The organism is Shimazuella sp. NTD248 (assembly GCF_059510395.1).
This window is the reverse complement of sequence record NZ_JCAJZT010000001.1, coordinates 22,772-36,943: the sequence shown is the minus strand read 5'-3', so window position 1 is coordinate 36,943 and position 14,172 is coordinate 22,772. Positions and strand designations below refer to the sequence as shown.

Genomic DNA, 14,172 nt, shown 5'->3' with positions numbered 1-14,172 from the left:
AACTGGAACGATGAGACTACTTAGTTCACTCGTTCCAAGTGCCGAAGGGGTTCACTGGGGGCGGAGAGTCTTGGGGCTCGGACTTCTCTGGGTCCGCAGTGTTGTCACCCACGTCATTCAGGACTACTGGCAGCCCAGTAGGAGGAGAGGGTTCGGGATTGGATGTCATTTTTGACTCCAGTTCTCTATGATAGCACATCCAGTTGATGGACTATCTCTATTTTAATGAAAGGCAGGTTGATTGTAAATTAATTATTGAAATTTAGGAATACACAGTTAATTGGTCAGGAAAAACGAGAAATAAGGCCTTAGAAATTCTTCTACTTCTGATCAAGTAATAACGACGAAGAAAAAAGGGTAATTGCATAAACCTTTTCAAGTTCATTCTAATGTGATCCAAGGCAGCGGGTAAATACAAAATAAACTCACGAAACTATTTCAAAAAAGCGAGTTTTTCCAGCAGTAGTTAAGGGTATCCGTTGATTTTGATATCTCAAGAGGATATAGACAACTGATTTCCAAAAATAAGTGCTGCTCAATAGGAGTGGTCTGAATCCCTGAAGGGGAGTTTGCCATGGCAACAGAAGAAGAAGAGGAAAAGATTCTCGACAACGCGGAGAGGGTGGCCGCAGATGCCAAGAAGTCCGAAGACCCCTCCGCCCAGCGACACGGAGAGGCGCTTGAGAACAGCATGGATGCGATCAAGAAGCGCTTCGGACTCTGAGTTCTAGCTCAACCATGGTAAACGGTGGAGTTAGGTGATGGATACATGTATCATCTCCTAACTCCGCCTAGGTAAATAATTTTTTTAATAGATGTTTGATCATACACATAAGTATTATATTATGTTGATTCACAGTCTTAACATTGACAATTCCCTATTGCATTTGGTAAGCTAAAAAAAATTTGAAGTGCGATGACAGAAAAGTAGTAACGAATCCCCCACTTCCTAGCGAATCAGGGAGAGTGTGAGCCTGATAGTGGCATTCGTGAATAGGCGTTCTTGAGCATTAGGTTGAAACTGAAAGCGGACCAAAATGTGTTTTGGTCAAATAGGGTGGAACCGCGGGAAAAAAGCTTCTCGTCCCTATGTGATGTTTTTTATCATCACATGGAGACAAGAAGCTTTTTTGTATTTTTTGGAGGTGAACGTGTTGAATTTTCAACAGATGATCAAAGCACTGCAAGAATTTTGGAGTGAAAAAGGATGTATATTGGTTCAATCATATGATGTCGAGACAGGTGCTGGAACATTAAATCCGATGACTTTTTTGCGGGCGTTAGGTCCTGAGCCATGGAACGTGGCTTATGTCGAGCCATCCCGTCGTCCAGCTGACGGCAGATATGGAGAGAACCCAAACCGACTTTATCAGCATCATCAATTTCAGGTCATTATGAAGCCTGCACCAGACAATATCCAAGAGATATATTTGGATAGTTTACGGGTATTGGGATTGAATCCATTGGATCATGATATTCGGTTTGTAGAGGACAATTGGGAAAATCCTACTTTTGGTGCAGCAGGGCTTGGATGGGAAGTCTGGTTAGATGGGATGGAAATCACCCAGTTCACTTATTTTCAACAAGTAGGCAGTTTGGAAACAGAGTTGGTCTCCGCTGAGCTTACATATGGGTTAGAACGCCTAGCTTCCTATATTCAAGAAAAAGAAAACGTATTTGATTTGGAGTGGGTAGAAGGCGTCGCATATGGGGATATTTTCTATCAAGCAGAATATGAGCATTCCAAATATACCTTCGAAATATCGGATGAAGCATTTTTATTTTCGCAATTCGATGCTTTTGAGCGAGAAGCAGGCAGGGCTTTGGATCAATTACTCGTTTTTCCTGCATATGATTACATTTTAAAATGCTCTCATACGTTTAATTTACTGGATGCTCGTGGATCGATTAGTGTCACAGAAAGAACGGGCTATATCAAACGAGTTCGTAACTTGGCAAGAAGATGTGCGAGAGCATTTATTGAAGAGCGAGAAAAATTAGGATTTCCGCTGCTTAAGCAAGGAGGCGTTCAAAGTGAAGCATAGTTTTCTATTTGAAATTGGTTGTGAAGAGATTCCTGCTCGATTTGTTCGAAATGCAGCAGAACAATTCTCAGCAAAAGTCGAGAAATGGTTTGCGGAGCAAAGAATTTCCATCGGTGCTGTTCAAACCTTTGCGACGCCTCGTCGTTTAGCAGTATTGGTGAACGAAGTAGCAGAGAAACAAAGTGATCGCACGGAATTACTGCGTGGTCCAGCTGCGAAAATCGCCAAAGCAGAAGATGGCTCTTGGAGCAAGGCCGCGATGGGATTTGCCCGTAAAAATGGTGTGGAACTTTCTTCGTTAGAACTCAGGGAAGACAAGGGAACCGAATATGTCTATGCAATAAAACAAGAAGTTGGATTACACACAGAAGAAGTAATAATGAATTCTTTTGTGTCCATCTTAGAGAGTTTAACTTTTCCAAAAACGATGAGATGGGAAGCTACCAAGACGAAATTTATTCGTCCGATTCGCTGGTTAGTCAGTCTTTTCGATAATAAAGTGATTCCGGTTTCTTTTGCAGGAGTTACTGCTGATCGTATGACAAGGGGACATCGGTTTTTAGGGAAGGAAATCGCTATTTCTGAAGCAGAACAATATCCATTGGCTTTACGTGATCAATTTGTAGAAGTGGATATGGATACACGGCAAGAGAATATTCGAAACCAGCTTATCGAACTGCAAAAAGAACACAGTTGGGATATTCCGATTGATCTAGATCTATTGGAAGAAGTGACTCAATTGGTTGAGTATCCAACAGTAGTCAGTGGTCAATTTGCCACCGAATATCTGAACTTACCCAAAGAAGTACTCATTACCACAATGCGAGAACACCAACGGTATTTTCCTGTGCAAAATGAGTCTGGTGCTTTATTGCCGTATTTTGTGACGATACGAAATGGGGATAAAAATGGTTTAACACATGTCAGCCAAGGAAATGAAAAAGTATTGCGCGCAAGATTGGCGGATGCTCAATTTTTCTTTGCAGAAGATAAAAAGGTAACCATTGATCAAGCAAAAGAGAAATTAGCTAATATCGTTTACCAAGAAACACTTGGTTCAATGGCAGAACGTGTGGAACGTGGGGAAAAATTAGCCTTAGCTATTGGAGAGACAGTGGGTCTTTCGGAGCAAGAAAAACATCAACTAGCGAGAGCTGCTTTGATTGCAAAATTTGATCAAGCAATGCAGATGATCGGGGAATTCCCAGAGTTAGAAGGTTATATGGGACGCGAATATGCCTTGCTTCAAGGAGAGATACCACAAGTAGCAGAGGCACTCTTCGAACAAGTACTGCCTCGCCAGACAGAAGATGAGTTACCTGTGAGTAATATTGGCTTCATTTTAGCTCTGGCTGATCGCTTAGATTCACTTGCTTCTGGATTTGGTATTGGGCTAACTGCTAGCGGTTCTCAAGATCCATATGGCTTTCGAAAAAAAGCATCCGCTATTGTTCAATTGTTGTTACAACGACCAAAAATGAACTTATCCTTAAGCAAATTAATTGAATTGGCACTGGCGGTTGTCGGAAAATCAGGTAGGCTCCAACGTCCTAACATAGAGGTTGCAACGGAACTATTGGATTTCTTTCGCTTACGATTGAAAGCACTTTTGTCTGAGCGATCGATTCGTTATGATGTGGTAGAAGCAGTGTTAGCAAGTGATATCGATAACCTTTCCAATGTGGTGCAAAAAGCAGAGGTATTGATGGAAAGTGTGCAACGGGAAAGCTTTAAGGTGGAAGTAGATGGATTCATACGGGTAGCTAATCTAGCTACAAAAGGTAAGCAACAAGTTGTAAACCAGTCCTTATTGGAAAAAGAGGAAGAAATAGCTCTGTTCCAAGCTTTTCAACTTTCTTTGGATGAAGTAACACAAGCTCAGGATGCATCATCTGTATACAGGGCATTGAAGAAGATCGTTCCTGCTATTCATACTTTTTTCGACCATGTGATGGTGATGGTGGATCGTGAGGACATCAAAGAAAATCGTTTGGCACTATTAAAAAGTATTCATCAACTAGTTCACTCTTTTGTTGCTTTTGAGCATATTGTATTTGAAGGGGAGTAATGAAATTTACCCTAGTTTAAGTAAATAGTAAGAAAAACCACATCATTAAGTGTTAGTACAGGGGATAATTTCTATTATCTTGATATAGGTTTTAAATCTGGACTGCGTCCCCTTTATTCAAAGGGGACGCAGTTACGTTACCTAAGCCCTAAAGAACAGGTAATGTTATTTGTCCCATTCTCCATGGATGGAGTTTAGTCTTGCAATTTCCTGATCGATCTGCTCTAGATCCGAATCGTCTAGTACATGAAGAATTCGAAGAGCCTCCAAATACCTTTGTACGGTTCGAAAGTCATCCCTCTCAATTTCCTGATCGATCTGCTCCTGAGCCGTATCGTCCAGTACATGACCAGCCTCCAAATGCATCTGTACGATTCGAATGGTACTCTTTACTCGAAGGTCAATTTCTGCTGCAGTCAACTGATGCAAATCTTCTATCTCCAATTGATACGCGAAATCCTTAACCTTTACTTCAGGTTGCCAAGGATTCCGGAGATAGTGCCGAAGATTTTGTCGATCAAGCATTTTCAGGTGAGTGATGAGCTGCCGACGAGTTTGGGTAATCATCTCAGAAGACAGCCTACCGCTTGCTGAACCCTGCACATGATGGAGAAGAGCTATTGCCAAGGACAGATTTTGGATTCTCTGTACAAGAACTTCAGGTGATAGTTCTTGCAATTTTCTTGTGTCCAAAAATTGCTTCTCGTAGAGTTGTACACTACTCACCACAGTATTATGATCGGCTTTGCCGAAGGCAAGTTCCCAAGCAGCATTATGTCTGCCGAGTTCCAAATCCTTATAACCACCACGGTTTTGGGTTCTGCTGGAGCCCCGCCTAGTCTTCAACCGAATAGAGAAGAGCAGAAATAGGGCGACTAGGAGCAGAGGAATAAGGGAGAGCCACATGTCAGCTTTCCAGATTCCCCACATGATCCCCGAATAAATGGTACCAATCACACCACCAATTTGACGGAGAAAACCATAGGTAGCAACTCCTGCACCTAGGCGTCCATGATATACCCTTGAATTGATTTCTTCTGACATACTCAGACTGCTGCTGGAAATCGCCATTCCAACCATCATCCCAGCCAGAAGAAGCAGCCAGAACTGCTCCCCAACTCGGATGAGAATCAAGCTTGCGGTCAAGAGGAAAATACTCCCCAACATAACGGGACGATATCCTTTCTTTACCACCCATTTGGGAACAAAAGTAGCAGAGGCTACCCCATTTGTCATGGTGGTCAAGAGAAGAATAGAAGCCGCTGATTCTCCACCGGCATAGAGCGCGAAATAGGTCAGAAAGGCTAGATAAACAGCACTGATTCCTAGACTAGGAAGTGAAATCAGAAAGGCATCTTTGTCAAACAGCCTCTTAGCTTCTCCAACAGAGTGGGAAACTGCCTTCCTGACCGACCTCAGCACCTTCTGTTTCATCGGAACCTGCTCCTGTGAATGGATCAGGGTCATACCCCAAAAGATCAATCCAGCAGAAAGCAGTCCCAAGATCTGTACAGTGAGCCAAAGTTTTCCCGCATTGTCTGAAAGCTTTAGGCCGAAAAACATCGCCAGACCTGCGCCCAGATAGGAACTTGCACTGGTGAAACCAGTGATTCTCGCCTGAACGTGACGACCACTAGGCATGCTCATTCGCATGAGTACGGATAGCGCATTCACGACAAGTGAATAGGCAATCGCATTCAAAATACGAACCGTCATGTATCCCCATGTTGTATTTGTAAGAGGATACAGGGTTAGCGTTCCGATCAAAGCGGGAAGAGATATGCTTAGTAGTTTCTTCGGTCCATATCGATCCGTCACCCTTCCAAAGAGAAGTCCACAAATGGCAAAAGTGAGGATAAATGATCCAATGATCTGCCCTACGGGCATTCCCTGCTTGTCGAGGATGACATGCAAAGCCTGATTGATCAGGTCAGGGATTGCCGCAACGGTGATCACCTGACCGATCATGAGCGGTACGAGCCAGAAGGGAAGCGACTTCGATCGGAAAGAAAACATGATATTCCTTTTTTAGGTAGAATGGGACTCTTTTATATACATTTTATTAATAATCTGAAATAAAGTAAATAATAAACGATATCAATGGTTTTGTTTGTGTTTATGGTTGTTATTACTTTATTTTTATAATAATCCTTTGTTTACATGGTGAAAGCGTTATTTACTTTAGTTTACAAAATCTGTAATAGCCTTATAATAGATAGTATCACTATCATCAAATCTCCATAGTTGGTATTCTGGGGAAAAACGGAATAGGAAACAAATAATATTATTTATAAATATTGAAATACATAGAAAACAAAAAACGATAGGCAAGGAAGAAAAAATATAGTATATACTATATAAGGAGATTATAATATAAGTATGTCACATTTGGAGAAATAGGAGGTGTAAAGACCATCGAACTTACGAAACGCCAAGAAACAATCATCGAAATTGTAAAAGAAAAGGGACCTATTACAGGGGAACAGATAGCAGAAAAGCTCCATTTAACTCGTGCAACTTTAAGACCAGATCTAGCCATTCTCACCATGTCAGGTTTTCTTGATGCAAGACCGCGAGTTGGATATTTTTACACAGGTAAAACTGCTAATCAATTATTAGGAGAGCATATCAAAAGTTTATCTGTGGGTGAATATAAGTCTGTCCCTATCGTAATCCAAGAGAACACATCTGTCTACGATGCAATTTGCACCATGTTCCTAGAAGATGTTGGAAGTATTTTTATCCTCAAAAAAGAAGGATATTTGACAGGTGTTGTATCCCGAAAAGACTTATTAAAAGCGGCCATGGGAAAATCAGAACTTTCATCGATTCCAGTAGGTGTGATCATGTCAAGAATGCCAAATCTGATAATTTGTCGAAGTGAAGATTCCTTGTTTGAAGCAGCTATGCAAATGGTAAACCATCAAGTGGATTCACTTCCAGTGGTTCGGCAGCATCAAGTATATCCCCAGGAATGGGAAGTAGTTGGCCGAATTACGAAAACTTCAATTGTCAAGGCGTTTGTTGAACTAGGACAAGCAATGAAAGTATAGGGAGGTGAACCACTTGCTCGGCCATTCCATTATATATTTGGTTTCCGATTCAATCGGAGAAACAGCAGAGGCAGTAATTCGTGCAGCAGCAAGCCAATTTGGGTCCAAATCTGTTGAGATACGCCGTGTTTCATATGTAGGTGATCGAAAAACAATTAAAGAAGTCATTGAAATCGCAAGAGAAGAAAAAGCTCTGGTCGTTTTTACACTAGTGGTTCCTGAAATGCAGCATTACCTCATAAGTGAAGCAGTGAGAAATCAAGTGCCTTATGTAGATTTGATTGGACCTGTGATGAATGGAATTAGTCGATTACTAGGAAAAGAACCAAAAAAAGAGCCCGGGCTTATCCATAAATTAGATAAAGAATACTTTAGAAAAGTAGAAGCAATTGAATTTGCAGTGAAATATGATGATGGAAAAGATCCTCGGGGTGTTTTACGTGCAGATGTAGTATTAATTGGAGTATCTCGTACTTCCAAAACCCCACTTTCGATGTATCTTGCACATAGAGGGTTGAAAGTGGCGAATATCCCGCTTGTTCCAGAAGTAGAACCACCTGATCAACTCTATTTGATTCCTCGTAAGCGTTGCATTGGGCTTATCATTGATCCTGAACATTTAAATAGTATTCGACGGGAACGCCTCAAAGCATTAGGGTTAACTTCCGAGGCTAGTTATGCGAATATGGGTCGAATATTAGAAGAATTAGAGTACGCTGAACAAATCATTCGTCGAGTTGGATGTCCTCAAATTAATGTGACCAATAAAGCGGTAGAAGAGACTGCAAATATCATCTTGGATATGATCAACAAACAGGGGTGAAAGCAATCCATGACAACAAAAAAAGTGTACTTATTTCCAGAAGGTTCCAAAGATCAGAAGTATCTCCTTGGCGGGAAAGGTGCAAATCTAGCGGAAATGACAAATGCAGGTTTGCCCGTTCCGGCAGGTTTTACGATTACGACGGAAGCTTGTCTCGATTATTATCGTGAAGGTGAACTTTTATCCAATGTGTTAATGGAACAAGTATACACTGCATTAGATCAGCTAGAGCAACAGACTCAGAAACAATTTGGCAACGACATAAATCCACTCTTGGTTTCGGTTCGGTCGGGTTCCGTTTTTTCTATGCCGGGAATGATGGATACGATTTTAAATTTAGGTCTTAATGATCAAACAGTAGCAGGCTTAGCGAATTTGACCAAAAATCCAAGGTTTGCCTATGATTCTTATCGTCGTTTTATCCAAATGTTTTCTAATGTAGTGTTAGGAATTGATCACTACTTTTTTGAAGATGTCATTGATGAGCTAAAAGAAAAAAGAGGTGTTTCGGAAGATACAGCTCTTTCTGCCGAAGATTGGCAAGAAGTGATTGGACGTTACTTAAAGATCGTTCAAACCAAGACGAATTCACCTTTTCCTCAGGACCCAAAAGTTCAGTTATCTCAAGCGATAAAAGCTGTGTTTCGTTCTTGGAACAACGCAAGAGCAAAAGTGTATCGCAAGATCAATAAAATTCCTGATGATTTAGGTACTGCGGTAAATGTGCAGTTGATGGTTTTTGGTAATTTAGGCGATGATTCAGGAACTGGAGTTGCCTTTACGCGCAATCCATCAACTGGAGAAAAGGAATTGTATGGAGAGTTTTTAATCAATGCTCAAGGGGAAGATGTGGTTGCAGGAGTAAGAACTCCAAAGCCAATTGCTGATTTAAAAGAACAGATGCCATCTATTTATAAAAAGTTTGTAGAATTATCTAGCCTATTAGAAGGACATTATGGAGATATGCAAGATATTGAGTTTACAGTGGAACGAGGAAATCTATATATTTTGCAAACACGGTCTGGTAAAAGAACAGCACAAGCAGCTGTCAAAATTGCTGTTGATCTTGTAAGTGAGGAGAAAATTAGCAAAGAAGAAGCGCTGCTCCGCATCGATCCAGATCAAATGGATCAAATGTTGCATCCTCGTATCGATCCAAATGTCACTTTACAAGTCATAGCCAAAGGTTTACCAGCATCTCCTGGGGCTGCATCTGGCAGTGTAGTATTTGATGCAGATGAAGCAGAGAAAATGACAGAAAAAGGACATAAAGTAATTCTCGTACGTCCTGAAACTACTCCTGAGGATATCCATGGTATCCTTGCAGCTCAAGGGATATTAACTAGTCGCGGGGGAATGACTAGTCATGCTGCTGTAGTTGCTCGTGGAATGGGCAAAGCCTGTATCTGTGGCTGTGAGCAATTAAAAATAGATTTGCGAAATGAATTGGTTGTAATAGGGAATCTCACGATTGCAAAAGGGGATCATATTACGATTGATGGAAGTACTGGTCAAGTAATTCAAGGAACAGTACCTCTGATTGATCCTAATCTTTCCACTGAATTTGAACAACTTTTGCTTTGGGCAGACGAAGTTCGTCGTTTGAGAGTTCGAGCAAATGCTGATAATCCAGTAGATGCGAAAAAAGCTAGAGAATTTGGAGCTGAAGGCATTGGACTTTGCCGGACAGAACATATGTTTATGGAGCCTGATCGAGTCCCGATCGTCCAACAAATGATTTTAGCAGACAATGAAGAAGAACAACAAAGTGCCTTATCCAAATTACTGCCGATGCAGAAAGAAGATTTCAAAGGAATTTTTGCGGCGATGGATGGATTACCAGTAAATGTTCGTCTTTTAGATCCTCCTTTACATGAGTTCTTACCAAATATGGAGGAGTTAGTAGTAGAGCTGACGAAAATGCAGTACGAGAAGACAAATCCGAAAGAGTATGTAGCAAAAGAAGCTTTGCTAAGGAAGGTTCGCGCACTGCATGAGTTCAATCCTATGTTAGGACATCGAGGCTGTCGGCTTGGCATGACAAATCCAGAGATTTATCAGATGCAAGTAGAAGCACTCTTTTTGGCTGTTGTAGAATCAAAACAAACCGGAATTACTGTAATTCCAGAGGTAATGATTCCTTTAGTAGGGCATGTGCAAGAATTAAAAGCTTTGCGAAGAATGGTTATCGCAGTTGGAGAAAATATTCAAGAAGAAACCGGAGTTTCTTTTGATTACACCATTGGTACGATGATTGAAATTCCTCGAGCAGCGCTAACTGCGGAAGAAATAGCAGAACAAGCTGACTTTTTCTCGTTTGGAACAAATGATTTGACACAGACTACCTTTGGATTTAGTCGTGATGATGCTGAGGGCAAGTTTTTGCACACTTATGTAGACCAAAAGGTGCTGCCAGAAAATCCATTTATTGTGTTGGATCAGGCTGGTGTTGGTTCCTTGATCAAAACGGCAACTGTAGCAGGGAGAAAGAAGAAAGAAGGGCTGAAAACAGGAGTATGTGGAGAGCATGGAGGAGAGAAAAGTTCCATCCAATTTTTCCACGACACAGGTTTAGATTATGTCAGTTGTTCACCATTTCGAGTTCCAATTGCAAGGTTGTCGGCAGCACAAGCACAATTAAACAGCTCTGTCAAAAAAAATTAAAGAATTAGACCCGGTGTTACCGGGTTTTTTTGTGGATTTTGTATGCGATAGGTAAATCTTACTAATCTAATTTTGTAATAAAATCTATTTTATAATTTGTATTTTTAGGGTATATTAATGATTGTATGTCCTAAATACGGGAAATTATTCAATTAGAAGGACTCTATACAGTTTTGTAGAATAGAGCATATAAGATTACTTCAAGTAAAATCCATTTTTTAGGAATCTTTTTGCATTACATCTCGATTCACTGCAAAAAAAGAGGAGATACATAAATCTTTCGTACATGTAAACATTACCAAATAAATTTCTAGTAATTTTGCAGGAGATTCTTTTTTTGCGGCGAACTATTCCAAGTGCTAATTCATCTTCGACAATGGTAACAGGTAGGGGCAGTGATGTCGATGGGAAAAATATCTTCAGAGGTCTTAGAGCGTATCCGCAAGGAAGTAGACATCTTGGATGTAGTAAGTCAGTATGTGAGTTTAAAGCGTGGCGGTCGCAATTACTTTGGTCTTTGTCCTTTTCACTCCGAAAGAACTCCTTCTTTTACTGTTGCAGCACATAAGCAAATTTATCATTGTTTTGGTTGTGGTGCTGGCGGAGATGTCATCCAATTTCTCATGGATGTCGAGCAGTACACTTTTCAAGAAGCTGTCATTCACTTAGCAAAAGAAAAAGATATTGCAATACCAGACAAAGCATACACTGTTTCGGATGAAGATCAAGTTATTAGTCGATTGCGTTTTGTACTTTCCACAGCAACAAAACTTTATCACCACTTATTATTGCATACCCCCTATGGAAGGGAAGCTAGAGAATATCTAGCGAACCGAAAAATAAGTTTGGAGACCATGAAAACATTTGAAATTGGTTATGCACCGTCTACCGAATGTTTGATACCCTTTTTTCAGAAGCGAGGAGTATCCATTGATTTATTGGTAGAAGCTGGTCTTGTCGTTGTTCCAGATGATAAAACTCGATCTGCTTATGATCGATTTCGTCACCGTATTCTCTTTCCAATCACTGATCCCCAAGGAAGAGTAGTGGGATTTGGTGGTAGAGCACTTGCGGATAATGGTCCAAAATACTTAAATTCTCCGGAGACACGCCTTTTTCAAAAACGGAATCATCTGTTCAATCTTTCTCGTGCCCGGAAACATATCCGCAAGGATGGACAAGCTATACTGATGGAGGGTTTTATGGATGTCATCTCACTTTGGCAAGCTGGGATTTCTCATGGGATAGCTCCACTTGGAACTGCTCTAACAGACACACAGGCCCGCCTTATTGGTCGAAATACGAACAAAGTAACACTTTGTTTTGATTCCGATGAAGCAGGGCAATCTGCAACTGAGCGTTCACTGGAAATGATGAAGGAACAAGGATTAAAAGCAAGGGTAGCTCAGATGCCGGTAGGTCTGGACCCCGATGATTTTTTACGAGAAAAAGGGGCCACTGCATTTCGAGAAGAAGTCCTCGGTGGTGCAAAACCGATTGCTCAGTTTATGTTGGATCGCATGAAACGAAGTTACAAGTTGACAGATGATGATGATCGTCTTAGTTATATTGCTGCTGCGATACGTTTTATCGCAGCATTGCCAACCGCTACTGAGCAAGATTTATATGCCAGACACCTATCTGAAGAGTTTCATTTATCATTCGAAGCAGTGAAAGAAGAACTGAGCAAACAAAAATTTCCCAAAAAGAAGAGCATACAGAGGGATAAAGAAAAAGTCAAGTGGAATAATGGTAATCAAACGGTGAGCAAACATACGCTTGGAATGTCGCCAGTAGAAACGGCAGAAAAATATTTAGTAGCACATATGATACAAAATAAGCAAGTAGCTGGCTGGGTGGAAGATGAGTTGAAGGATTATCATTTTAAAGGGGACTATGGGTCTTTCATTCCTTATTTATGTGCTTATTATTCAAAAGGAAATCAAGCTGGTTTTGTCCCCGTTATCCAATCGCTTCAAGACTCAGTTCTAGTAAAAAAGATTACTTCGCTTGGAATGTTAGAAATACCATCAGAAGTGAGTAAGGAAATGATAGGGAACTTAATAGATAGAATACGCAAATCTGATTTAGTTGAAGCGATAAAGCAGCAAGGAAAGCAAGTAAGACAAGTGGAAAACGCAGGAGAGCCATTAAAAGCAGCAGAGTTGGGATTACAAGTGATAGAACAACTTAGGAAAAAACAGAAAATGTTTAAGCAGTAGGAGGAAGGAGGAGTTAGATTGGCAAACGAATCGCATGTCGATGAAATTACATTGGATCAAGCCAAAGAACAGTTAATAGAGTCCGGGAAAAAACAGGGTGTTCTAACTTATAAATCGATTATGGAAAAATTGGCATCATTCGAACAAGACTCTCAACAAATAGATGACTTCTTTGAGGTGTTAACGGAACAAGGTATTGAAGTTATTAATGATGGAGAAGACGAATTTAACCATAATGATGATACGGAAAATGATAACTTCCTACAAAATGATTTGAGTGTTCCACCTGGCGTTAAAATTAATGATCCAGTACGGATGTATTTGAAAGAGATTGGACGAGTTCCGCTTTTATCAGCAGAAGAAGAAGTCGATCTTGCAACTCGCATTGAAGAAGGCGATGAAGAGGCAAAAAGAAGATTAGCAGAAGCTAATTTGCGCTTAGTAGTGAGTATTGCAAAAAGATATGTAGGACGTGGAATGTTATTTCTCGATCTAATCCAAGAAGGTAATATGGGTCTTATCAAAGCGGTAGAAAAATTTGACTACCGTAAGGGATTTAAATTTAGTACGTATGCAACTTGGTGGATTCGACAAGCAATTACGCGTGCAATTGCTGATCAAGCAAGAACTATACGTATTCCTGTTCATATGGTGGAGACCATTAATAAATTAATCCGTGTATCTCGTCAATTGCTTCAAGAATTAGGCAGAGAGCCCATGCCAGAAGAAATCGCAAAAGAGATGGGGTTAACTCCAGAAAAAGTTCGTGAGATCATGAAAATAGCTCAAGAACCTGTATCTTTGGAAACTCCAATCGGTGAAGAAGATGATTCTCATCTCGGTGACTTTATTCCAGATGATGATGCAACAGCTCCAGCTGAGGCTGCTGCATATGAACTCTTAAAAGAACAGCTTAAAGATGTATTAGATACATTATCGGAAAGAGAAGAAAATGTTTTGCGATTGCGTTTTGGATTAGATGATGGTAGAACTCGTACCTTAGAAGAAGTAGGAAAAGTATTTGGAGTAACACGTGAACGAATTCGTCAAATTGAAGCAAAAGCACTCCGCAAACTTCGTCATCCAAGCCGAAGCAAAAGGTTAAAAGACTTTTTGGAATAAAACACAACACGATTACTCACCAATCTACTCCCAGATTGGTGAGTTTTTTGTGCTCTCATTCTAACTCTATTCTAAGTCCAATGCAAATTAGCGAAGTGGCGAAATAAGCCTTTATCATCTGAATAAACAAAAAAATTGAAGAAAACAAACCTTCTCGCCTATAATAAGGTTGTAA

9 protein-coding genes are annotated in these 14,172 nt (G+C 40.5%); 8 read left to right on the top strand and 1 reads right to left on the bottom strand.

What is annotated here, in order from left to right; genetic code table 11:
- The first annotated feature begins 574 nt into the window (after nucleotides 1-574).
- The 3 genes from AC5WOE_RS00190 (at nucleotide 575) to glyS (ending at nucleotide 4,113) form a co-directional block, all read left to right on the top strand.
- Nucleotides 575-724, top strand: a complete 150-nt coding sequence (locus AC5WOE_RS00190) for a hypothetical protein (RefSeq protein WP_496051612.1) — start codon at nucleotides 575-577, stop codon at nucleotides 722-724.
- A 430-nt stretch (nucleotides 725-1,154) separates the two neighbouring features.
- Nucleotides 1,155-2,045 (top strand): glycine--tRNA ligase subunit alpha, encoded by an 891-nt coding sequence (glyQ, locus tag AC5WOE_RS00185; protein ID WP_496047990.1) that lies wholly within the window; start codon nucleotides 1,155-1,157, stop codon nucleotides 2,043-2,045.
- Nucleotides 2,035-4,113 (top strand): glycine--tRNA ligase subunit beta, encoded by a 2,079-nt coding sequence (gene glyS, locus AC5WOE_RS00180; protein ID WP_496051611.1) that lies wholly within the window; start codon nucleotides 2,035-2,037, stop codon nucleotides 4,111-4,113. Before glyQ ends, glyS begins: the two co-directional genes overlap by 11 nt.
- 165 nt (nucleotides 4,114-4,278) lie before the next feature.
- On the opposite strand, the gene AC5WOE_RS00175 is transcribed toward glyS, so the two are convergent.
- Nucleotides 4,279-6,129, bottom strand: a complete 1,851-nt coding sequence (locus AC5WOE_RS00175) for an MFS transporter (RefSeq protein WP_496051610.1) — start codon at nucleotides 6,127-6,129, stop codon at nucleotides 4,279-4,281.
- Between the two features lie 380 nt (nucleotides 6,130-6,509).
- Here AC5WOE_RS00175 and ccpN point away from each other — a divergent pair, with 380 nt between their 5' ends.
- The 5 genes from ccpN (at nucleotide 6,510) to rpoD (ending at nucleotide 13,997) form a co-directional block, all read left to right on the top strand.
- Nucleotides 6,510-7,166, top strand: a complete 657-nt coding sequence (ccpN, locus tag AC5WOE_RS00170; protein ID WP_496048806.1) for a transcriptional regulator CcpN — start codon at nucleotides 6,510-6,512, stop codon at nucleotides 7,164-7,166.
- 13 nt (nucleotides 7,167-7,179) lie between these two features.
- Nucleotides 7,180-7,989 carry a pyruvate, water dikinase regulatory protein gene (locus AC5WOE_RS00165; RefSeq protein ID WP_496047987.1) on the top strand — a complete coding sequence of 270 codons (810 nt, stop codon included), beginning with the start codon at nucleotides 7,180-7,182 and terminating at the stop codon, nucleotides 7,987-7,989.
- Between the two features lie 9 nt (nucleotides 7,990-7,998).
- On the top strand, nucleotides 7,999-10,653 hold the full coding sequence (gene ppdK / locus AC5WOE_RS00160) for a pyruvate, phosphate dikinase (RefSeq protein ID WP_496047986.1): 2,655 nt from the start codon (nucleotides 7,999-8,001) through the stop codon (nucleotides 10,651-10,653).
- Nucleotides 10,654-11,057: 404 nt separating this feature from the next.
- Nucleotides 11,058-12,875: a DNA primase gene (dnaG, locus tag AC5WOE_RS00155; RefSeq protein ID WP_496051609.1), complete on the top strand. Its 1,818-nt coding sequence runs from the start codon at nucleotides 11,058-11,060 to the stop codon at nucleotides 12,873-12,875.
- A gap of 18 nt (nucleotides 12,876-12,893) precedes the next feature.
- The gene (rpoD, locus tag AC5WOE_RS00150; protein ID WP_496047984.1) at nucleotides 12,894-13,997 is read left to right on the top strand and encodes an RNA polymerase sigma factor RpoD; all 1,104 of its coding nucleotides are present in this window, start codon (nucleotides 12,894-12,896) and stop codon (nucleotides 13,995-13,997) included.
- Nucleotides 13,998-14,172 lie beyond the last annotated feature (175 nt).